Genomic DNA, 21,543 nt, shown 5'->3' with positions numbered 1-21,543 from the left:
GCGAAGCCGAGGTCCTCGTAGATGAGCAGCTCGGCCGGGGTGAAGCAGTCGTGCACCTCGGCCATCGCGATCTGTGAGCGCGGGTCAGTCACGCCGGCCTGCTCGTACGCGTCGTTGCCGCACTGCTCGATCTCCGGGAAGTGCGTGTAGTCGTAGTCGGGGTCGCTGTTGCCGGTCGCGTCACCGGCGATGAACTGGATCCCCTTGATGTACAGCGGCTTATCCGTGTACTTGTGCGCGTCCTCGGCCCGCACGACGATCGCCGCGGCGCTGCCGTCGGCCACACCCGAGCAGTCGTACACACCCAGGCCACCGGCCATGAGCGGCGCCGAGCAGATCGTGTCCATCGACACTTCCTTGCGGAACTGCGCCCGCTCGTTGCGCGCACCGTTCTGGTGGTTCTTCCATGCGATGCGGGCGAGCACCTCACGCATCTGCTCGTCGCTCACGCCGTACTTCTTGCCGTAGGCCGGCGCGCACATGGCGTACATCGCCGCCGCGGCGAGCGTGCGGTTGGTGCCGTCGGTGGACGGGCCGCCGCCGCTGGCGAGGCCCTGGTAGCCGGGGTCCTTCACCTTCTCGACGCCCACGGCCATCGCCACGTCGTACGCACCCGAGGCCACGGCGTACGACGCGTTGCGCAGCGCCTCGGAGCCGGTGGCGCAGTAGTTCTCGACCCGGGTGACGGGCTTTCGCATCTGGAGCGGGCGGGAGAGCGTCTGCGCGCCGCTGCCCATCGCAGTGCCGAGCCAGAACGCGTCGATGTCGTCCTTCGAGAGCCCGACGGAGTCGAACGCCTCCTTGGTGGACCACAGCAGGAGCTCGTCGGTGCCCTTGTCCCACTGCTCGCCGAACTTCGTGCAGCCCATGCCGACGATGGCGACCTGGTCCTTGATGCCGTGCGAACCCACGATGGCGCTCCTTATGTACCTAGACCCATAACCAGTGTGTCACCCGCCGCGGATGGGGCGGGCCTTCCAGAAGTAGTTGTGGATGCCGTCGCTCGTGAAGAGCTTGCGGAAGGTCAGCTCGAGCCGGTCGCCCATCTTCAGCTGCGAGGCGTCGACGTCGCAGAGCTCCAACGCGGAGCGGGTGCCGTTGTCGAAGTCGACGACGGCGTAGACGATCGGCGGGCTCGGCGAGTAGGCGATCCGGTCGATCGTGAAGGTGGAGATCGTCCCCTCCACGTCGGACATCGGCACGGCCTCGGCGTCGGCCTGGTGCGGTGGTGCGTGGATCTCGCCCTCAGCGTCCTTCGACCCCACGAACGCGTACTTCCACTCGGTGCGACGGCCTGCGGCCGCGGCCGAGATGCGCGACGGCTCGGGCCGCCGGGGCCCTTCCACCTGCACCCAGTCGCGCCACGACAGGTACTTGCCGTAAGCCACTTGGCCCGACGCCGCGATCTGCGTGGCGATCGTGCGCGCCGGCTTCCACTTCTTGATGGCGTCGGTGGTGCGGAAGATCAGCGCGTCGGCGCCGTCGGCAAGAGAGAGGACGGCGATCACCTTCCCGGGCTCGGCGTTCTCGAGCACGCTCGTGAGCAGCAGCGCCGGGTGCGCGGTGCCGGTCCAGCCGACCGTGGCGTCGAGCGCGTCGACCACCTTCTCCTTGTCGACACCGAGGCGCGGCGTGATTGCCCGCACCGCCCGTGCGTGCGGGCCCGTCACGATGAGGTGGTCCACGTCACCGGCCGAGATCTCCGCGTTCTTCAGCCCCGCGGTGAACGCCTGGTCGCCGAGCGGGAGGTACTTCGTCTCGCCGTAGCGCTCCTCCCAGCTCTTCGAGCGCTTCTCGCCCGGGAGGCGCCAGTGGTCGATGAACTCTTCGGTGGCGGTGCCGATGCCGATGAGCTCGGCGATCACTGCGCCCGCGGCGTCGGAGCCCACGAGCAGCGCGGCGGCGCCGTCGCCGCCGGCCGACTCGTCGGCGCTGGTCGGCATGCCGCCACGCAGGTCGCTGCTCACCACGAGCGCAGGGCCGGGCGTGGACAGTCCCGCGAGCAGTGCGCCGATGCCCGAACGCACCGAGCCCATCGCGTCGAACGCGAGCACGTCGGAGTCGAGACGTAGCGCGGCGTGGATGGCGGTGGCGTTCGTCTTGTCGAGGTACGCCGGCTCAGCAGTAGAGAAGGTGACCGCCCGCGGCGTGACCCCTCCGGCCGACTTCAGCGCCAGACGCGACGCCTCCACACCCATGGTGGTGGTGTCCTCGTCGTAGGAGGCGACCGCCCGTTCACCCTTGCCGCCGCCGGCGCCGAAGGTCTCTTTGATCTGTCCCCGGTCGAGCCGCCAATAGGGGACGTAGCCGGCGGCACTCAGAATCCCTTGCATCCACTCTTCCTGTCGCTGGTGGGCCCAGGGATTCTATGACACTGGCGTCACTCTCTCTTCTTGGCGGCTAGGTGTGCGCCTCGTTCTGGACCTCGAACGCCCACATCTGGGGCGGGCCCGGGAGGCCCTTGTCGCCGAGGTCGCCGAACGCGGGGAGGAGCGTCCCGTCGCGGAACTTCTCCCAGGCCGCCTTGGACTCCCACGTCGCGCACACCATGAACCCGTCGCCGGTCTCACCCGCGCTGCGGTGCGTCTGCCCGGGCGGCAAGCCGCTGGACCCTGGGTGCACCTTCTCCGCGGTCGCGTCGTACTGCGCCTTGGTGCCGCCCTTGAAGTAGTTCACGATCCCGTACGCCATTCGGGTCCCCTCTCTCATCGCTTCTCGTCGCCCGACCTTAGGGCGACCGACCCCAGGCGTCGAAGAGCAGCTCGCCGATGCGGCTGAAGGCAAGCGGCGCGGCGTCGTCGGGACGACTCGCGAGGTCGGTCTGGTCGGCCGCCATGGCGGCCACGATCCACGACGCGTTGGGCGTCTCGAAGAGGCCCGAGTCGGTGCACGTGCCCATGCCGTTCCCGGGCTTGTTGTAGACGCGCAGCGGCATCTCGATGTCGACGTCGCTCGCGTCGGCCGCGTGGGGAAGCCGACGCGGAAGTGAGATCTGGTTCTGCTGCCGGAACAGGATCGCCTTCGCGGGCTCGTCGAGGAATGTGAACGCCTCCGCGAGATCGCGCGGCGTCGCCGTTGCGAACGCCTCGCCGGCCATCGCATTCTCGACGGTGATCGACGGGTTCAGCTGCGCCGACTCGAGCCCGAGCTCCTTCATCGCCGCGTTGACGGTGTTCTGATCGCCGATCTGCTGCAGCAGCATTGCCGTCGCGACGTTGTCGGACACGATGATCATCAACCACGCCAGATCGTCGAGCGTCGGCTGGATCCCGGCGCCGAGGTAGCGGAGCACGCCAGTGCCCCAGTACCGATCGTCGTCGGTGAGCGCGACGCGCTGGGCCGGATTGCAGGCCCCGGACGCCACGAGCTGCCGGTAATACAAGAGGATGAAGACCTTCGCGGCGCTCTCGGTGTTCATCACTCGATCGGCGTTCACATCCACGGTCTCGCTCGTGCCGAGGTTGCGCGCATAGATCCCGAACGTGCCGAGCGCGTCGTCGACGATCGCTTGCACCTGCTCCTGCACGGACACGGGCATCCCTCCGGCGTCGGATGGCCCGTGATTCTGCCCGGTGGTGGTGCGACGCGCCGGGGCTACAGCTAGTGACCCTTGAGCTTCTGCCCGAACGTGATGAGGTTGCCGTCGGGGTCCTTGATCTGCGCGAGCCGCATCGGAGGGTCGGCTTCGATCTCCTCGAGCGTGAGGTCGCGAGCCGCGAGCTCGGCGATCTGCTCGTCGAGGCCGTCGACGCCTAGCGTGAGGTACGAGGTACCGGCGCGCTCTGCGTCCTGGAACACCTGGAGCCAGCCGTCGTCGGTGACCTTCCACTCGAGGAGGACTCCCATCGGGTTGGTGTCGGCCGGTCGTCCGAAGAGGCGCTCGTAGAAGCGCTGCGACTTGTCGGGATCGGAGACCGAGACCACGGCGAGCACAGTGGTGACAGGCATCGTCAACTCCTCTCTCTTGCGTCCCCTCGCGATACCCAATCTCGGCACTCGTATCCCTCAGTCCTTCCGCCCGACCTCCTGCACCAGCCAGCCGTTGCCGTCGGGATCATTGAAGGTCATGAACGTTCCGTAGTCGGCGCGCTGCGGATCGGGACCGGCGTTGGACGCCTCCCGCCTCGAAATGAAACGGCTCGCTCGCGTCCACGCCGCGCTCGACTCGCCGGGGCAGGGCCCGCCGGCCTTTGCCGGCCCTCCATGCCAGGCCAATCCCAGGCCAACCCTCGGCCAACAGAACCCAACAACGGCCTCAAGACGCCATCGCAGGGCGCCGATTCCTCTTCCTGAGAAAACCGGGCATCCGGGGGCGGGGGCGCGGCTCAACAGGGAGGCAGGAAACAATGTCCCGCAAGCGCAAGGCTGCACTCGTCGCGGTCGTACTGGCCCTTGCCACTGGAACCGGTGTCGCGATCGCGCTCTGGAGCGCGTCGGGGACCGGGACCGGCCAGGCGAAGGCCCTCACGGCTCACACGATCACGGTGAACGCGAGCACGGGAGCTGCGGATCTCTACCCGGGATTCACCGGCGGCGACCTGTACTTCACGCTCACCAACTCGAACCCATACGCCGTGACGTTCACGTCCATGACGGCGGGCACAGTGACGTCGTCGGACTCGACGGGCTGCCCGGCCAGCAACGCGACGGTCGGCAACGCCTCGGGCCGGAGTCTCAAGGTGGCGGCGAACTCGACGAGCGGCCAGCTCTCGATCGCCGACGTGGTGAGCCTGGCGAGCGGCGCGCCCAACGGCTGTCAGGGCGTCACGTTCAACGTGTCGATCACGTTGAGCGGCTCGCAGGACTGACCGTTCGGTCGGTGCGCGTGGCCGGGTGACCGGTCACGCGGCCGCCGCACCGAGGACGTGTCACTCATGCGCGCCGTCATGCGACTCGCCGGTTCTCTGTTCGTTGCCGTGCTCGCCGCGGCTGCGTTCGGCGCGCCCGCGAGCGCCTCCGTCAGCGCTGACAGCGTCCCGATCAGCGGTGAGGTCGACGGCTTGTACCCCGGTGGCACGGTGACGCTCGTCGCCAAGGTCACGAACCCGTTCCCGTTCGCGATTCGGGTGACCTCGGTCGACGCGACACCGGCTGAAGCGGGCGCCTGTCCCGCGTCGATGCTGAACGTGACCAGATCGAGCAGGGATGTCGTGGTCGAGCCGGGAGCGACGGCTGGCGTGCCGCTCCAGGTTCACCTCGACCGCAACGCGGGCGATGCCTGCCAGGGCGCGACGTTCACCGTCGCTTTCACCGGCACCATTGTCGAAGCGGTCGCGGGGTCGAGCACGCTGCCCACCACCGGCGGCTCGATCGAGGGACCGCTCCTTGCGGGGAGCGCGCTCGTTGCGCTCGGGCTCGCGCTCCGCCGGCGCGCGCGACAGGCGGCCCGATGAAGCGCCGGCTGATCCCCCTCGCGCTCCTCGTCGGCTCGGTGGCGTCGGTCGCGCTGACGACGGTCGTCCTCGCCGCCTGGACCGCCACGACCGCAACGGGCGGCGTGTCCGGCGCTCGGGCCGCCACGCTTCCGGTGGGCAACACCCCGACCGCGACGAACGCGGGCGGAGCCAGCGTCACGGTGGCATGGACCGCGACCACGCTCCCGGACGGCACCGGCGTTGCCGCCTACGTAGTCCGCGCCTACAACGCGACGAGCGGCGCGGCGAGGGCGATCGGCGCGGATTGCGACGCCGTCGTCGCTACCACCTGTACGGAGACGAGCGCGCCGGACGGCAGCTGGCAGTACTCCGTCGAGCCGCACCAGGGACTGTGGGGCGGCGCCGAGAGCGCGAAGAGCAACACGGTTGTGGTCGACACCACGGCACCGACCGTCGCGATCACGTTCCCTGTTGCCGGTGGGGCGTATTCCTCCGCCGGTTGGAGCAGCGGATGCGCCGGCCAGATCTGCGGCACCGCGGCCGACGCCGGCACCGGCGTCGAGTCCGTGGCGGTCAGCATCCGCGCCCCGAACGGCAACTACTGGAACGGCACCGCTTTCGCCAGCAACACCGAGGTCCTCCTCCGCGCCAGGGGCACCACCAGCTGGGCGCGCTCGTTCCGCGCCACGAACTTCGCGAGCGACGGCATCTACACCGTCCGCGCCGTCGCCACGGACAACGTCGGCCTGACCGCCGACGCCACCACCACGTTCACCCTCGACACCGTGCAGCCCACGGTCGCGATCGCCTTCCCCGGAAGCGACGGGGCCTACGACGACGCGGGATGGACCGCCGGCTGCTTCGATCAGATCTGCGGCACGGCCGCCGACACCGGCTCCGGCCTGGCGTCGGTCTCGCTCAGCATCCGCAACGCGATTGGCAACTATTGGGACGGCGCGGCATTCGCGAGCAACACCGAGGTCCTCGTGCCCGCCACCGGCACCACGAACTGGGCCCTCGCGTTTCCGGCCGCCAACTTCCCCGCCGACGGCGACTACACCGTGCGCGCCGTCGCCACCGACAACGCGGGACTGACCGCCGAGGCGACGACGGCCTTCACCATCGACAACACACAGCCGACCGTTGAGATCGCGTTCCCCGAAGAGAGCGGGATCTACGACACCGCGGCCTGGGATGCCGGCTGCAGCTCGCGGATCTGCGGTACCGCGGCCGACACCGGGTCGGGCGTCGCGTCCATGGCGGTCAGCATCCGGGACGACAACAGCGGCAACTACTGGGACGGCACCGCCTTCAACAGCTCCACCGAGATCCTCCTCCCCGGCGACGGCACCACCGACTGGTCCTTCGCGTTCGCCGCCAAGGACTTCCCGGCCGACGGCGACTACACAGTCCGCGCCGTCGCCACCGACCGGGCCGGGAACACCGCCGAGGCCAGCGCCACCTTCACCATCACCAACGAGTAGGGCCAGCCCTCCATTGGAGACCGGGCCTGGGTCCGGTGGCAGATTTCCGCCTGATCGCTAGGAAGCTGCCAATCCCCCAGATCCGGCCTTCTGGACTTGACAGACCGAACATATGTTCGATAGGGTGCTTTTCGAGCGTCCCACTTCCCTTCACTTCCCCCGGTCCGTGACCACCCGTCCGCGGGGAGGTGCCATGTTCAAGGAACTCGACGCTCACATCGCCGCCATCGAGGAGGTCGTGCGGGGCCTCGAGCCGCGGCTCCTCGATGCCCGGGGCGCGGTGCGACTGGTGGAGCGGTTCGCCAAGGTGCAGCACCTGGGCGCGGCCGGCGCCGCCCTCGCAGCCCAGCGGGTCGACGAGACCGGTGCGTACCGCGAGAGCGGAGCGCGCTCAGCGGGCGACTGGTTGGCCCGCAAGGTGGGACTGCCGGTGGCCGCGGCGTTCCGAGCGCTCGAGACGGCGGAAGACCTCGCCGCGCTCCCCGCCACGAACGCAGCATTCCGCGCCGGAAAGCTCTCCGACGTCCAGGCGCACGAGATCACCGGCGCCGCGCGCAAGGACCCGAGCGCCGAAGCCGAGCTTGTGGCCGCCGCGCAGCGCACCTCGCTCAAGGGCTTGAAGGACCGGTGCCGTCGCGTTCGCGCCGGGGCAGAGGCCGACGACGCCGCGTGGGCCCAGCGCCTTCACGACACCCGCTCATTGCGCACCTGGATCGATCCCGACAGCGCGACGTGTGGCATGTGGCGGATGTCGCCAGACAAGGGCGCCGAGGTCAACGCGGCGATCGATGCCGAGACCGACTTGATCTTCCGCGAAGCGCGCGCCGCGGGCTGCCGCGAATCGCGTGACGCCTACGCCGCTGACGCGCTGTACGCGCTGATCACCCGCGGGCCGCGCAAGGCCACCGGTGCGACCTTGGTGATGAGCGCAGCGCTCGCCGAGCGCGGCTACGCGTCGCCCGGCGAACGGTGCGAGATCCCCGGCGTTGGGCCCATCCCGGTCGCCATCGGTACACGGATGCTGGCCGCCGCCAAGGTCCGCGAGGTTCCGGCCGAGTCGTCGGCGCTGCCCGACTACTCGTCAGGCCGGCGCTACTACCCGCCGTGGCTCGTCGCCTGGCTCGACCAGCAGTATCCGGTGTGCGGCGTCGAGGGGTGCGACCGCGACTTCCTCCTCGAGACCGACCACGTCGTGCCGCTCAGCGAAGGCGGCCGCACCGAGGTCGACAACCTCTGGCGGATCTGCTGGTACCACCACGACCTCAAGACCAACCGAGGCTGGAAAGCCACCGGCAGCCCGCAACAGTGGGAGCTCGTCCCACCCGACCGCGTCGGGCCCGGCGATCGGGGTCCGCCATGACGCACGGGAGGGCGAGCGGCAGCAATGGGCGGGTTCCGGTCTCCGGACTTCGAGGCCAGCCTCACCCGCAACACCGGGCCTCAAGGACCCCACCTCCCTTCGCGGAGAACGCGCTCTTGCCAAGCACGTGGTGCGGGGGTTAGGTTCCCGAACGTACGTTCCCCCACCCCATCTGGCACGAGGAGGCTCGCCATGGCCGTACATCCGATTCCCGAGGGATACCCCCGGGTCATCCCCTATCTCGCGATCGACGGCGCCGCGAAGGCGCTCGACTGGTATACGAGCGTCCTCAGTGCCACCGAGCGCGTGCGCATGGAAGGTCCCGGCGGCACGGTCGGCCACGCCGAGATCGAGATCGGTGACGCGGTGATCATGCTCGCCGACGAGTTCGAGGACATCGGGCACCTGAGCCCGAAGAAGCTCGGCGGCACGCCGGTGTCGATCTGCCTCTACGTCGAGAGCGTCGACGCCGTGTTCGCCAAGGCGATCAAGGAAGGCGCGACCGAGATCCAGCCCGTCGAGGACAAGTTCTACGGCGACCGCTCCGGATCCTTCAAGGACCCGTTCGGACATAGCTGGAACATCATGACGCACGTCGAAGACGTGCCGCCCGACGAGATGGAGAAGCGCGCGGCCAAGGCTATGGAAGAAATGTCCGGATAGCGGGCTGGTCCGGCTAGATCCCCGGGACGGGCGCGGAGGAGGTCACGGTCCAGCCGCCAGGTCCGTTGACGAGCGTGAGCTCCTCCGCGAACTCGGCGAACGCCGGACCGATGCCGTAGGTCGCGTTCGTACCGTCGTTCGCGCGCACGACGGAGCACCACTTCCCCACGTCCGTCTCGAGATCGGTGCCGGCACAGTCGCCGGCGTACTGGTTTCCCTGCGCCTCCACGTACGCCCGGATCGCGTCCTCCGGGGTCGCGAAGCCCACCGCTGGAGTGGTGGTGGTCGTGGTCGTCGTGGTGGCGGCCGCCAGGGTGGTGGTAGTCGTCGCTGAGCGCTTCTTCTTCGTGTGCTTGTCGCCGTCCGTGCCACCGCATGCTGCGAGCAGCACGATCACCAGCGCTGCGATGAGCACACGAACCCGCACGTCCCTACTCCTTCAGAAAGCCTGGGGAGACTTCAGAAAGCCGCGGGGGACCATAATCAGTGCATGAGGCTGGAGGAGGTGCGCAACCCCGACGCGGCCGGGTACGGGAAGCCGCTCGACGGGGTCCGCATCCTCGCGGCGGAGCAGATGCAGGCGCTCCCCTACGGCACGCAGCTGCTCGCACGACTCGGCGCCGATGTCGTGAAGGTCGAGCACCCGACCGAGGGTGAGTCAGGTCGGGGCGCGCTCCCGGCGATGACCGACTCCACGGGCCGGCCGGCGGGGGCCACGTTCCTGCGCAACAACCTGAACAAGCGCAGCATCGGCATCGACCTCAAGCAGCCGGAGGGGCGCTCGCTCTTTCTCCAGCTGTGCCCGAAGTTCGATGTGGTCGCGGAGAACTTCAAGGCCGGCACCATGGACCGCTTGGGGCTCGGATACGCGGACGTCGCCGCGGCAGCACCCCGTGTCATCTATCTCTCTGTCTCGGGCTTCGGCAACGCGCCCAGCCAGTATTCGGGATGGCCCGCGTACGCGCCGGTCGTCGAGGCGATGTCGGGCATCTACGAGTACAAGCGTCCTCCGGGTCAACCGCCCGTGCCGGCACCTGCAGGAGCGCTTGGCGACATCGGCACCTCCCTCTTCGGTGTGATCGGTGTGCTCGCCGCACTCAGACATCGAGATGCGACAGGTGAAGGCCAGCACGTGGATGTCGCGATGCTCGACTCGATGGTCGCGATGACCGATCTCGTCACGAACTTCTGGTCGATGGGCCTGCGCGAGCAGCGCGCCAACCTCATCATGGACGGGTTCGAAGCGAGCGATGGCTGGTTCATCCTCCAGGTCGGCCGCGAGCATCAGTTCAAGAGGCTCGCCGAGCTCGTCGGGCATCCCGAATGGGTCGACGACGAGCGCTTCGCAACGCGTTCGGGCTGGGTCGAGCACCTCGACGACGTGATCCGCCCCGCGGTCGCCACGTGGGCCGGTGACATGACGAAGCTCGAGGCCTGCGCGGCGTTGAGCGACGCCGGCCTTGCCGCCGGGCCGTGCTACTCCGCGCCCGAGGTGATCGCCGATCCGCACGTCGCCTCGCACCGCATGCTCGTCGAGCTCGAGCGAACAGATTCATCGCCGGGAGAAGTGCTGGATCCGGTGTTGATCCCGGGGAACCCGGTGAAGATGTCGAAGGTCATGGATGGTCCGGATGTCCGGCCTCCAAATGTGGCCGAGCACACCGACGCCGTGCTGCGCGCCGATCTCGGCCTGGACCAGCAGGCCCTCCTCCGCCTTCGCGAAGCAGGCGTGATCGCATGACGAGCCGTCCGGGCCTTCCATGACCAGCGTGGACTTGTCGAGGGTGGACTTCGGCAGCGATCCCCTCCAGGGAGCGGAGCTCCACGAGACGCTGGCGTCGTTGCGCGAGAGCCAGCGCGTGGCGCCGGTTCGGTTCCACGGGGGCGACGCCGTGCTGTTCACACGCTTCGAGGACGTGCACGAGGCGTTCCGCGACGACCAGAAGTTCCCGGGCGGCGACTTCTACGAGTCGGCGATCGAGCCCGTCGTGGGTCGCACGTTCATCAGCATGAACGGCCGCGAGCACGACCTGCACCGCAAGCTGGCCACGCCCGCGTTCCGCTCGCGCGCCGTGTCGCAGTTCGACGAGGAAGCACTCGTTCCCCTTGCCCATGAAGTCGTCAACAAGTTCGCCGACTGGGGTCACGCCGACCTCGTCGCCGAGCTCACCACCGTGCTCCCGTTCGCGGCGATCACCCGCAAGCTCGGGGTACCGCGGCGCGCCGATCAGCAGATGCGCGAGTGGGCCGATCTCATGCTCAGCTTTCCTAGCGACCCCGAGGGCGCGGTCGGCGCCGCGAACGAGTTCTCCGAAGCACTGGGACCGTTGCTCGACGAGCGACGCGCCAACCCGGGCGACGACCTCCTCTCCGAGCTGGCGGCAACCGAGCTCGGTGGCGAGAAGCTGTCCGACGACGAGATCTGCGCCACCATCCGGCTGCTCTTCGCCGTGGGTGCCACCACCACGTCGCACGCGATGGCCAACATGCTCTGGACGCTGCTCGAGCGACCCGAGCTGCTCGAGCGGGCGCGCGAGGAAGAGTCTCTGCGCGCCGGCATCGTGCACGAGCTCCTGAGGTGGGAAGGGCCGCTCCCCACGTTGCCGCGCCTCGCAGCCAAAGACGCGCGCCACGCCGGTGCCGACATCCCCGCCGGCACGATCATGCTGTTCGGGTTGGCGTCGGCCAACCGCGATCCGCGCGTGTTCGAGGAAGACCCCGACACGTTTGACCCCGAGCGCCCGCCCGGCGACCTTCTCACGTTCGGCTTCGGACCGAAGTTCTGCCCGGGGTCGCACCTCGCGCGTCGCGAGCTGCTCACCGCGCTCACCGTCGTGCTCGAGCGTCTCCCCGGACTCCACCTCTCCGATCCCGAAGGATCCGAGCCACGCGGCGGCGTGCTCCGCCACCCCGACGCCCTGCATTGCGGCTGGGACCTGGTGTAGGAAGTCCGCGTGGAGCCAGCGGACTTCAAGGGCAAGGTCGGCCGCGACTGGCGCGACTCGGAGCCGTATTGGCCGCCAGAACCACGTCCGCCGGCCGGATCGCCGAACGTCGCGCTGTTCGTGCTCGACGACGTTGGCTTCGCCCAGCTCGGGTGCTTCGGCTCCGACCTGAGCACGCCCAACTTTGATCGGCTCGCGTCCGGCGGTCTGCGCTACGCCAACTTCCACACGACCGCGCTGTGCTCGCCGACCCGGGCGTGCCTGATGACCGGCCGCAACCATCACTCCGTCGGCATGGGTCGCATCACGGATCTCGCTCGCGGCTTTCCCGGCTACTCGGGGCGCATCCCCAAGACCTGCGGCTTTCTCCCCGAGATCCTGCGCGACGCCGGCTACGCCGCCTACGCATGCGGGAAGTGGCACCTCACTCCCCATGAAGAAGCCCATCTGGGTGGATCGCGCGCGCGCTGGCCCCTCGGACGCGGGTTCGAGCGCTGGTATGGCTTCTTCGGCGGCGAGACACATCAGTTCTCGCCCGCGCTCGCGCACGACAACCACTTCGTCGAGGCTCCCTATCGGGACGACTACCACCTCACCGTGGACCTCGCCGACCACGCGATCGAGTTCCTCACCGATCTGCGCGCGGTCGACGCCGAAAAGCAGTTCTTCCTCTACTTCGCGACGGGCGCGTGCCACTCACCGCACCACGCGCCAGCCGAGTGGATCGAGCGCTACCGAGGGCACTTCGACGCGGGATGGGACGTGTGGCGCGAGGCCACGTTCGCGCGCCAGGTGACGAACGGCGTCATCCCCGAGGGCACGCAGCTCTCGCCCCGACCGGATTGGGTGCCGGCGTGGGACTCGCTCTCGACCGACGAGCAGCGACTCGCGGCGCGCTTCATGGAGGCGTTCTCCGGCTACCTGTCGCACGCCGATGCCCAGATCGGCCGCGTGGTCGACTTCATCGAAGAGCTCGGCGAGCTCGACAACACGCTGGTGATCCTCGTGTCCGACAACGGCGCAAGCTCCGAAGGCGGTGCGCACGGTTCGATCAACGACGCGCGCTCGTGGAACATGGCCATGGCTGGAGTGAAGGAGATGGTGGCCCGCGTCGACGAGATCGGCGGCCCCACCATGCACAACAACTACCCGTGGGGCTGGACCATGGCGGGCAACACGCCGCTGCGGCGCTGGAAGCGCGAGACGCACGAGGGCGGTATCGCCGACCCCTGCATCGTGCACTGGCCCGCAGGTGTCGCCGCGCGCGGCGAGGTACGGCGCCAGTTCGTGCACGCGATCGACGTCACGCCCACGATCCTCGACGCGTGCGGGATCGACGCGCCCGCGACCATCGGTGGCATCGAGCAGCGTCCGCACGAGGGTGCAAGCATCACCGCCACGTTCGCCGACGCGTCAGCACCCACGCGCGAAACGCAGTACTTCGAGATGCTGGGCTCGCGTGCCATCCACCACCAGGGTTGGAAGGCCGTCGTGTTCAAGCCGTTGGGTGCGATGTACTCGCCCGACGACAATCCCGACATTCCCTTCGAGGACGATGTGTGGGAGCTGTTCCACGTGGCCGAGGACTTCTCGGAGTGCAACGACCTCGCAGACGAGCAACCGGAGAAGGTGCAGGAGCTCGTCGACCTGTGGTGGCGCGAGGCCGAGCGTTACAAGGTGCTGCCGCTCGACAACCGGCCGGGCATGGCGATGATGGATCCACCACCGACCGGCATCCCCGAACGCTCGCGCTTCGTGTACCGGCCGAGAAGCGGGCGCGTGCCCGAAGAGGTCGCGGTCGACGTGAAGGGCCGATCGCACACGATCACCGCGTCGGTGCAGATCCCAGAGGGTGGTGCTGAGGGCGCGCTCCTCGCGATGGGATCGATCCTCGGTGGCTACAGCCTGTTCGTCGCCGACGGCCGTCTCCAGTACGTGCACAACTTCCTCGGCCGTTCGGAGGATCACCTCATCGCCGACGCGCCGATCCCCACCGGACCCTGCGAGCTCGGCTTCGAGTTCGACAGCGAAGGGCGGTTCAAGGGAGGGAACGCACGCCTCAAGGTGAACGGTGCCACCGTTGCCCAAGGCGAGATCGCGCGCTTCACACCGGTGCGCTTCTCGATCACCGACGCCGGCTTGACGTGCGGGCAAGACGCCGGGTCCGCGGTCACACCGCGCTACCGCCCACCGTTCCCCTTCACCGGCACGCTGCACACCGTGGTGGTGGAGGTGCAGGGCGACGCCAAGCTCGACTTCCAAGCCGCCGTGGAATCGAGCCTCCGCACGCAGTAACCGGCACGCTCAGGCCGGTGCAGCGCGCGCTTTCGCGGAGCGCTTGCTCGGGTAGCGGCGGCGGAACAGGTAGCCCGCCACCGCCCCCACCGGGAGCGGCAACCAGAACGACACGAGCCGGAACACCAAGGTGCCGAGCACTGCCTCCTCCGCGCTCACGCCTGCAAGCGCGAGCGCGCCGGTGAGCCCGGCCTCGACGAACCCGAGACCACCCGGCGTGAACGGGATCATCCCGAGCGCCGAGGCGAAGACGAAGGCGAGCAACACGAGCCACGGGTCGGGAGTCGCACCAATCGCATAGAGCGTCACCAACAGCGCGAAGTACTCGAAGGCCCAGCGCCCCACCGCCGCGCCGCGCGCGGCCGGCCAGCGCTCGCCCATCGTGCGGCGGATCTCGTCGCGCTCGCGCAGGATGCGCTCGCCGAGTCCTTTGAGTGGTGTCTCGCGCGGGAACGCGTTGGCGACCTTCTCGATCGTGCTCCCGAGTCGGCAGGCGAACTGCCGCGAGCCGAGGAGCAGCGCGCCGAGCACGAGCATCACCAGGAAGAGCCCCGCGCCGAACCATGCGCCGTCGGCGAGGTCACCGGGCACGTCGATGCCCGCGATGATGATGGCAGGGAGCGACAGGAGCGGCATCGCTGCGACCGCGGCGGTGATGAGGAGCGACTGGACGGTCAGCGCGGTTGCAGCCCTGGTCGTGGGAATGCCCGCATCGCCCAGCATGCGCGCTTGGAGCGCGGTACCGGTGGCACCGCCGCCGGGCGTCACGCGATTGAACGCGTTCCCGGCGAGCTGGGACATGGCCACGGAGAACCACTGGGTGGTCCCGATCGAGATGCGCTGGAGCATCCACACGCACAGAAAGCTCGCGGCTTCGCACGCAACCACTGCGATGACCGCGAGCGGGTGGACCTCACCGAGCCGGTCCCAGGCCTCGAACACCTCGGCCAGGCTCGGAGCGAACACATAGAGGCAGATGCCGGTGATGGCGAGGAGCGCGATGCGGCCCCAGCGCGGACGAAAACCCGCCGCCGCGGGGTCGGTCGCGGTGCGGCTCGACACGGCGCCCACGCCCTCGACCGTAGTGCGCCGACGCCGGGCCTGTGGCCTGCGTCACGGAACACCAGAGCGGCCCCTGGGCGTTTCCTGGGCAGAGCCAAGCGGCACAGTTGGAGACCACCAAGGCGCGATCGGTAGCGTCCCGTCACCCCCGACGCGTCACCCCGAAGATGAAGAAGGATGGTGTCCGGTGAAGGCGTTCCGCAGGATTGCAGCAGCCGCTCTGCTCATGCTGGCGCTGGGAACGCTCGCGATCCTTCCGTCCGGAGCGCAGACACCTACGGACCCTGCCGGTGCAGTCAAGAAGGTCAAGGTCGGGGACAACTACTTCAAGCCCAAGAAGGTCACGGTCCTCGTCGGCGACACCGTGAAGTGGAAGTGGGTCGGCACGGCCATCCACGACGTGGTCTCGGGCAAGGAGAACCCCGAGAAGTTCAAGTCGAAGAAGTTCGCGAGCGGGAAGTTCAAGCACGTGATGGTTCTACCGGGCGCCTACAAGATCGTGTGCACGCTGCACCCGGGCATGGACATGAAGCTCACGGTGACGCCGGCACCACCGGCACCCACGACCACGCTCGCGCCGCCGGCGCCGTAGCCGACCGCGCATGACAGGACTGCTGGGGGGCGTCCGGGTCATCGAGAGCTCGCTGCTCGGGCCGGCCGCGATCACGTTGCACCTTGCCGATCTCGGCGCCGAGGTGATCAAGGTCGAGCCGCCTCAGGGCGACTACGTGCGCCGGATGACGTGGCCGATCGTGGAGGGCGTCTCGCTGATGCACCTCCACATCAACCGGGGCAAGCACAGCCTCGCGCTCGACCTGCGCACCCCCGAAGCGGTCGAGGTGTACCTCGACCTCGTGCGCAGCGCCGACGCAGTGGTCGAGGCGATGCGGCCGGGAGCGCTCGAGAAGCGCGGGCTCGGGTACGAGCGCCTGCGCGAGGTCAACCCCCGCATCGTGTTCTGCACGATCTCGGGCTACGGCATGACCGGCCCCTACAAGGACATGCCGAGTCACGGCATCGCGTACGACACGTGGGCCGGGCTCGTGGAGCCCGCGTACGACGACGAGGGCTTCTGTTACATGCCTGAGCACCCGTCGATGGGGATTCATGCGGGCCCGTTGTTCGGCGCGTTCGGCATCCTGGCCGGCATCGTGCGCGCCCGGGCGACGGGCGAGGGCTGTCGGATGGAGATCGCGCAGTCCGACGCCGCGGCGTACATGGACTGGTACCGGAGCGAGACGTGGCGGGCGTACGAGCGGCCGGAGTCAGAGGTCACGGGCAACCCGACCGACAACTTCGAGCGGCGCGCGCCCGGCACCGCCGGGATGCGCGAGGGGGTCCGGTACCAGATCTACGACACCGCCGACGGCCATGTGCTGTTCATGGCGTCAGAACGCGAGTTCTGGGAGAACTTCTGTCGCGGCGTCGGGCGAGCCGATCTGTTCGAGCGTTGGCCGGGAGAGCAGTACGCCGACCACGCACGCAACAACCGCGAGCTCCAAGGCGAGCTGCGCGACATCTTCAAGACCAAGACGAGCGACGAGTGGATCGCGTTCTCGAACGAGGTCAACACGCCGATCGCGCCGGTCAACACACCCAAGACGATCGCCGCCGATCCGCAGTTTCAAGCGCGCCTGCCCTGGATCTCCCAAGACCGCCTCGGCGCGGACGAGCTCCCCATCCCGATCAAGGTGATCGACGACGAGCAACCGGTGCCCGAGCACGCGCCGACCGTCGGTGAGCACACCGACGACGTGCTCGCCCGGGTGCTCGGCTACGACGAAGCGCGCGTCGCGTCGCTCAGAGAATCCGGCGCTCTCGGCTAGTTCCGGAGCTAGTGCGTCGCGTAGTCGATCTCGCCGGCGTCCTTGCACCCGACGGCGAAGCAGAAGCAGTGGATCGGCGCGTGGTCACTGATCGGGCGCAGGCTGTGCACCTTGTCGGGCGGGATGTAGATCAAGTCTCCTTGTGAGACCTCACGCTCTTCGCCGTCGATCGTCATCATGCCGCGGCCCGAGGTGACGTAATAGAACTCGTGCGTCGGATGCGTGTGCGGGAAGACCTGCTCGCCGCCCTTCACCTCGAACTCGTTGGCCAGCTCGAGGTACCCGCCGTCGGTGATGTCCTTCATCTCGCGCGGGTTCACGAGCCACCACACCGGAACCGTCCCGTTGTGCTCGACGACCGGCGCCACGTCTTCGATCGACCTCACGTCCAAATTCCCGCTCCTGGCCTTGTGGGCCGGGCCGCTCGGGCCCCGGCTCGCTGCGGCGCAGGATACCTGCGCCACGGACGCTCGCCTTGGGCGCTGCGTAGGCTCCGAAGGTGACGCCGCGGATCACGATCATTGGTGGGGGGAGCACGCACTGGACGCCGCGGTTGCTGTGCGACTTCGCCAACACGCCGTCACTCCACGACGCCGACGTGGTGCTCATGGACCTCAGCGAGTCTGCTCTGCCGCGCATGCTCGACGTTGCGGCACACATCAAGCAGAACCGGCCCGGCATCGGGCTCTCGGTGACCGCGACCACGGATCTCGACGCCGCGATCGACGACGCCGACTTCGTGATCACCGCGTTCTCCGTCGGTGGCTTCGCCAGCATGAAGCACGACCTCGACATCCCGTCCAAGTACGGCGTTGACCAGACGGTCGGCGACAGTGTGGGGCCAGGCGGAATCTCTCGGGCGCTGCGCAGCGTGCCGGTGCTGCTCGACATCGCACGCGCCATCGAGCGCCGCGTCCCCGACGCGCTGCTGCTCAACGTGACCAACCCGCTCTCCGCGCTCTGCCGATCCGTCACCCGCGAGACCGGCGTGCAGACGGTCGGGCTGTGCAACGAGATGGTCGGCTGCAAGTTCGTGATGAGCCTGCTGCTCGACACCGACCTGCGCGCCGTCGATCCCGTCGTCGCCGGCGTGAACCACCTCCCCCTCGTCACCGAGATGCGGTTGGGGAAAGGCGGCAAGGAGGATGGCTTCGCACAGCTCCGGGAGCTGTGCGACGACGAAGACAAGCAGCGTGAGCCCGTGTGGATGACGCCGCCCGCCGGCATGCACTACCGCAAGGTCTCCGACGGCCCCGAATGGACGAAGGCCGACGTGATCGCGGGCAACGCCGTCAAGCTCGAGCTGTTCCGCCGCTTCGGCGTGATGCCGGGATCGTCAGACGTGCACGTCGTCGAGTTCTTCGCCGGCTTCCAAGACGTGGACGTCTTCCACTACGGGCTGGACGGCCACATGGCCGACAAAGAGGACGACGACGCGTACGTCGACGGGCTGCTCGCCAACGACGAGATCACGACCTTTCCGTCAGGTGAGCTCGTCGCCGAGCTCATCGACTCGCTGATCACGGGCGTCCCGCTCCCGCTGCCCGTGAACCTGCCGAACCAGGGCCAGGTCGAGAACCTCGCGCACGACGTGATCGTGGAGAGCATCGGGATGGCCGAAGGCGGGAAGGTTCGGCCGCGCGACCAGGTGCAGGTGCCGTCCGTGCTCGGCGAGCAGCTCCGCCGCGTGGCTGCCGCGGAAGAGCTCACCGTCGAGGCCGCCGTGACCGGCGATCGCACGAAGGTGCTCGAAGCCATGCTCGCCGACCCGGTCGCCGGCTCCCTCCCGTACGACGACGTCGTGTCGATGACCGACGAGCTCCTCGAGGCCACCAAACCCTGGCTCCCCCAATTCTGAAGGTTTTGGCGTCGATAGCTGTCGGTATCCGACAGTTGCGACGCCAAAGCGGTTCAAGCGCTGGCGAGATCTCTCAGTGCGTCTTCGATGCCTCTGTGGAAGGTGGGGTAGGCGTAGATCATCCCGCGGAGGTCTTGGGTCGGGATCTTCGCTTGCACGGCGAGCGCGAGCAGGCCGAGCACTTCGCCGCCCCACGGTCCGGCCGACGTCGCGCCTACGAGCACGCCACGGTCAGCGTCCTCGACCAGCTTGATCACGCCCTCGTTGCCGACCTTGTGCATCCAACCACGCGCCGATGAGGGGACGGATGCGGTCCCGGCGCGCACGCGGATGCCCGCGCGACGCGCGTCGGCTTCACTCAGGCCGACCGAGCCGACCTCGGGGTCGGTGAACGTCACGCGCGGAAGTGCGTGGTAGTCGGCAGGCGCGTGATCTTCGCCGAGCATGTCGGCAACCGCGATGTCGGCCTGGTACACGGCGATATGGGTGAACATGCCCTTGCCGGTGACGTCGCCGACGGCCCAGATACCTTCTCCCGCGCGCAGGTGGTCATCGACCTCGGCGAAGTGCGCCGACTCGTCGAGCCCGGCCTTGCTCGCGCCAAACGCCGCCAGATCGGCCCGCCGACCGGTCGCCACCAGCAGCCGCTCACCGGAGACCTCGGTGCCGTCCGAGAGCTCCACCACGGTCTGCCCGTCAGCGCGCCGGACCGCATCGGCGGAGACGCCAGTCCGCAGCTCGAGTCCCTCCTTGGCGAGCACCTCGTTGATGAGGTCGCAGACCTCGGGCTCTTCGCGTCCGAGCAGCCGGTGCTCTCCCTCGACCACCGTGACCGCAACACCAAAGCGCGCAAACGCCTGCGCGAGCTCGAGCCCGATCGCGCCGCCACCGAGGACGACGAGCGACGCGGGCAACGTCTCGGTCATGACGGCCTCGCGGTTCGTCCAGGGCTCCACGTCGGCGATCCCGGGGATCGGAGGGATCACCGCGGCGGAGCCGGTCGCGATCACGACGGCTCGGGTCGCCTCGAAGGTCTGGTCACCGACGGTCACTACGTTCGGCGCTTCGAAGCGCCCCGCACCCCGGACGAATCGGCCGCCCTGGTGCTCGAATCGTTCGACCGCCACGCGGTCGTCCCAGCTGTCGGTGGCTTCCGACCGGATGCGTGCCGCGACCGGCGACCAATCGGGTGTGACCGTGCTCGTGCCCGCCACGCCAGGGATGCGCCGGCCTTCGGCGAGCAGGTTGGCGGCGCGCACGATCATCTTCGTGGGAATGCAGCCCCAGTAGGGACACTCGCCGCCGACGAGGTCACGCTCGATCCCGACGACGGACCAACCGGCCTCGGCCAAGCGACCACCGACCCGTTCGCCCCCCACGCCCAAACCGAGCACGACCGCGTCGACGCGTTCGCTCACCTGCGCAGGCGAACCGGCAGCGACTTCAGCGCGTTGTTGAGGTTCGAGCGTTGCCGGCGCGGCTCTCCGATGAGCTCGACCGTGGCGCCGCTGTCGAGCAGCTCCTCGAGCCACACGCGACCTTCGAGCCGCGCGAGATGCACACCGAGGCAGTAGTGCTCGCCGATGCCGAACGACAACTGGGTGTTCGGGGTCCGCCCGATGTCGAAGCTGTCCGGCGCATCGAACACGTCCTCGTCGCGGTTCGCCGACGTGTAGATCATTGCGAGCTTCTCGCCCGTCTTGATCTCCTGACCCCGCACGGTGGCGTCGGCCGTCGCGGTGCGACGGAAGTAATGGAGGGGGTTCGCGTAGCGCAGGATCTCCTCGAGCGCAGACGGGACGAGCGAGCGGTCGGCGCGCAGCCGTTCGAGCTGGTCGGGATGCTCGAGCAGCGCGAGCAGTCCTGACGAGATCATCGTGCGGGTCGTGTCGTTGCCGGCGGTGACGAGCTGGACGAAGAAGTACCCGAACTCGAGATCGGTCATCGGCTGCCCGTTCACCTCGGTCGCGAGGAGCAGGTCGCCGAGGTCGTCACGGTCTCGGCCGCGTCGCGCCTTGGCGAACTCCATCCCGTACATCGCCATGCTCACCGAGCCGTCGTTGCCGCTCTCCGCTGCATAGCCGCCGGGATTCACCTCGGGGTCTTGGCCCCCGGTCATCATCTCGGCCCACCGGTTGATCTGAGGCCGGTCCTCGGGCGGGATGCCCATCATCTCGCCGAAGACCTCCGACGGCACGAGCGCCGCGAGGTCGTGCACGAACTCGACCTCGCCCGCCTCCAGGCCCTTGGCCACCAGGTCGCGGCAGATCGTGCGGATCCGCTCCTCGAGCTGGCCGATCTGGCGCGGCCGGAAATGCGGATACACGTTCTTGCGCAGCTCGCTGTGGCGAGGCGGATCCATCATCAACAGCATGTTCTTGGTCTGCTCGAGCTGTTCGGGCGGCTGGTCCTCGAGGACCACGCCGCCCACCTCGGCCGAGAACACGAGCGGGCTACGCGACACCTCCACGACGTCGGCGTGCTTCAGAACCGCCCAGTACCAGGTGCCATCGGGCATCTCCTGGCGGAACACCGGGCACTCGCGCCGCAGGTACGCGAACACCTCGTGCGGCGGCGCGTCGACGTAGCCATCCGGGCTGTAGAGGTCGATGTGCTCACGGGTCAGCGCCATTCGCCGACCGTTCTAGCCTGCGAAGTCATGGAGATGAAGCGGA

The 21,543-nt window shown here is 68.6% G+C and carries 21 protein-coding genes; 11 read left to right on the top strand and 10 right to left on the bottom strand.

The window, feature by feature from the left end; all coding sequences use genetic code 11:
* From WEE69_02295 to WEE69_02275, 5 genes are all read right to left on the bottom strand, one after another.
* Positions 1-911 (bottom strand): acetyl-CoA acetyltransferase (locus tag WEE69_02295; protein ID MEX1144120.1); only part of this gene is annotated, 911 nt, incomplete at its 3' end.
* 39 nt (positions 912-950) lie between these two features.
* Positions 951-2,333 (bottom strand): OB-fold domain-containing protein, encoded by a 1,383-nt coding sequence (locus WEE69_02290; GenBank protein ID MEX1144119.1) that lies wholly within the window; start codon positions 2,331-2,333, stop codon positions 951-953.
* A gap of 67 nt (positions 2,334-2,400) precedes the next feature.
* Entirely contained in the window at positions 2,401-2,691 is a 291-nt protein-coding gene (locus WEE69_02285) for a hypothetical protein (protein MEX1144118.1), read from the bottom strand.
* A gap of 37 nt (positions 2,692-2,728) precedes the next feature.
* Positions 2,729-3,532, bottom strand: a complete 804-nt coding sequence (locus WEE69_02280; GenBank protein MEX1144117.1) for a serine hydrolase — start codon at positions 3,530-3,532, stop codon at positions 2,729-2,731.
* A gap of 68 nt (positions 3,533-3,600) precedes the next feature.
* Positions 3,601-3,948, bottom strand: coding sequence for a VOC family protein (locus WEE69_02275; protein MEX1144116.1), 348 nt, complete (start codon positions 3,946-3,948; stop codon positions 3,601-3,603).
* A gap of 398 nt (positions 3,949-4,346) precedes the next feature.
* Here WEE69_02275 and WEE69_02270 point away from each other — a divergent pair, with 398 nt between their 5' ends.
* The 5 genes from WEE69_02270 to WEE69_02250 all read left to right on the top strand — a co-directional run bounded on the left by WEE69_02270 (position 4,347) and on the right by WEE69_02250 (position 8,882).
* Positions 4,347-4,808, top strand: coding sequence for a hypothetical protein (locus WEE69_02270; protein MEX1144115.1), 462 nt, complete (start codon positions 4,347-4,349; stop codon positions 4,806-4,808).
* 66 nt (positions 4,809-4,874) lie between these two features.
* Complete coding sequence (locus WEE69_02265; GenBank protein ID MEX1144114.1) at positions 4,875-5,393, top strand: hypothetical protein; 519 nt, start codon at positions 4,875-4,877, stop codon at positions 5,391-5,393.
* Complete coding sequence (locus WEE69_02260) at positions 5,390-6,859, top strand: Ig-like domain-containing protein (protein MEX1144113.1); 1,470 nt, start codon at positions 5,390-5,392, stop codon at positions 6,857-6,859. The genes WEE69_02265 and WEE69_02260 overlap by 4 nt, the downstream gene beginning before the upstream one ends.
* A gap of 193 nt (positions 6,860-7,052) precedes the next feature.
* Positions 7,053-8,219: a DUF222 domain-containing protein gene (locus tag WEE69_02255; protein ID MEX1144112.1), complete on the top strand. Its 1,167-nt coding sequence runs from the start codon at positions 7,053-7,055 to the stop codon at positions 8,217-8,219.
* A 192-nt stretch (positions 8,220-8,411) separates the two neighbouring features.
* Complete coding sequence (locus tag WEE69_02250; protein MEX1144111.1) at positions 8,412-8,882, top strand: VOC family protein; 471 nt, start codon at positions 8,412-8,414, stop codon at positions 8,880-8,882.
* Positions 8,883-8,895: 13 nt separating this feature from the next.
* Here the strand turns inward: WEE69_02250 and WEE69_02245 are convergent, their stop codons facing one another.
* On the bottom strand, positions 8,896-9,309 hold the full coding sequence (locus WEE69_02245) for a hypothetical protein (GenBank protein ID MEX1144110.1): 414 nt from the start codon (positions 9,307-9,309) through the stop codon (positions 8,896-8,898).
* A gap of 63 nt (positions 9,310-9,372) precedes the next feature.
* Here WEE69_02245 and WEE69_02240 point away from each other — a divergent pair, with 63 nt between their 5' ends.
* The 3 genes from WEE69_02240 to WEE69_02230 are packed head-to-tail and all read left to right on the top strand — an operon-like array spanning position 9,373 to position 14,122.
* On the top strand, positions 9,373-10,623 hold the full coding sequence (locus WEE69_02240; GenBank protein ID MEX1144109.1) for a CaiB/BaiF CoA-transferase family protein: 1,251 nt from the start codon (positions 9,373-9,375) through the stop codon (positions 10,621-10,623).
* Positions 10,624-10,651: 28 nt separating this feature from the next.
* Positions 10,652-11,827 carry a cytochrome P450 gene (locus tag WEE69_02235; protein MEX1144108.1) on the top strand — a complete coding sequence of 392 codons (1,176 nt, stop codon included), beginning with the start codon at positions 10,652-10,654 and terminating at the stop codon, positions 11,825-11,827.
* 9 nt (positions 11,828-11,836) lie between these two features.
* On the top strand, positions 11,837-14,122 hold the full coding sequence (locus WEE69_02230) for an arylsulfatase (GenBank protein ID MEX1144107.1): 2,286 nt from the start codon (positions 11,837-11,839) through the stop codon (positions 14,120-14,122).
* Between the two features lie 9 nt (positions 14,123-14,131).
* Here WEE69_02230 and WEE69_02225 read toward each other — a convergent pair whose 3' ends face one another.
* On the bottom strand, positions 14,132-15,193 hold the full coding sequence (locus tag WEE69_02225; GenBank protein ID MEX1144106.1) for a lysylphosphatidylglycerol synthase transmembrane domain-containing protein: 1,062 nt from the start codon (positions 15,191-15,193) through the stop codon (positions 14,132-14,134).
* Positions 15,194-15,371: 178 nt separating this feature from the next.
* Here WEE69_02225 and WEE69_02220 point away from each other — a divergent pair, with 178 nt between their 5' ends.
* Both WEE69_02220 and WEE69_02215 read left to right on the top strand, forming a co-directional pair.
* On the top strand, positions 15,372-15,776 hold the full coding sequence (locus WEE69_02220; protein MEX1144105.1) for a plastocyanin/azurin family copper-binding protein: 405 nt from the start codon (positions 15,372-15,374) through the stop codon (positions 15,774-15,776).
* A 10-nt stretch (positions 15,777-15,786) separates the two neighbouring features.
* On the top strand, positions 15,787-17,010 hold the full coding sequence (locus tag WEE69_02215; protein ID MEX1144104.1) for a CoA transferase: 1,224 nt from the start codon (positions 15,787-15,789) through the stop codon (positions 17,008-17,010).
* A gap of 8 nt (positions 17,011-17,018) precedes the next feature.
* Here WEE69_02215 and WEE69_02210 read toward each other — a convergent pair whose 3' ends face one another.
* Positions 17,019-17,396: a cupin domain-containing protein gene (locus WEE69_02210; protein ID MEX1144103.1), complete on the bottom strand. Its 378-nt coding sequence runs from the start codon at positions 17,394-17,396 to the stop codon at positions 17,019-17,021.
* Between the two features lie 113 nt (positions 17,397-17,509).
* Here WEE69_02210 and WEE69_02205 point away from each other — a divergent pair, with 113 nt between their 5' ends.
* Positions 17,510-18,868, top strand: coding sequence for a hypothetical protein (locus WEE69_02205; protein MEX1144102.1), 1,359 nt, complete (start codon positions 17,510-17,512; stop codon positions 18,866-18,868).
* 53 nt (positions 18,869-18,921) lie between these two features.
* On the opposite strand, the gene WEE69_02200 is transcribed toward WEE69_02205, so the two are convergent.
* Both WEE69_02200 and WEE69_02195 read right to left on the bottom strand, forming a co-directional pair.
* Positions 18,922-20,286: an NAD(P)/FAD-dependent oxidoreductase gene (locus tag WEE69_02200; protein ID MEX1144101.1), complete on the bottom strand. Its 1,365-nt coding sequence runs from the start codon at positions 20,284-20,286 to the stop codon at positions 18,922-18,924.
* The gene (locus WEE69_02195) at positions 20,283-21,500 is read right to left on the bottom strand and encodes a cytochrome P450 (protein MEX1144100.1); all 1,218 of its coding nucleotides are present in this window, start codon (positions 21,498-21,500) and stop codon (positions 20,283-20,285) included. Before WEE69_02195 ends, WEE69_02200 begins: the two co-directional genes overlap by 4 nt.
* Positions 21,501-21,543 lie beyond the last annotated feature (43 nt).

The sequence above is a fragment of the Acidimicrobiia bacterium genome (genome assembly GCA_040881685.1).
In the GTDB taxonomy this organism is placed as follows: Bacteria; Actinomycetota; Acidimicrobiia; order IMCC26256; family PALSA-555; genus SHVJ01.
This window is presented reverse-complemented; position numbering and strand designations above follow the sequence as displayed.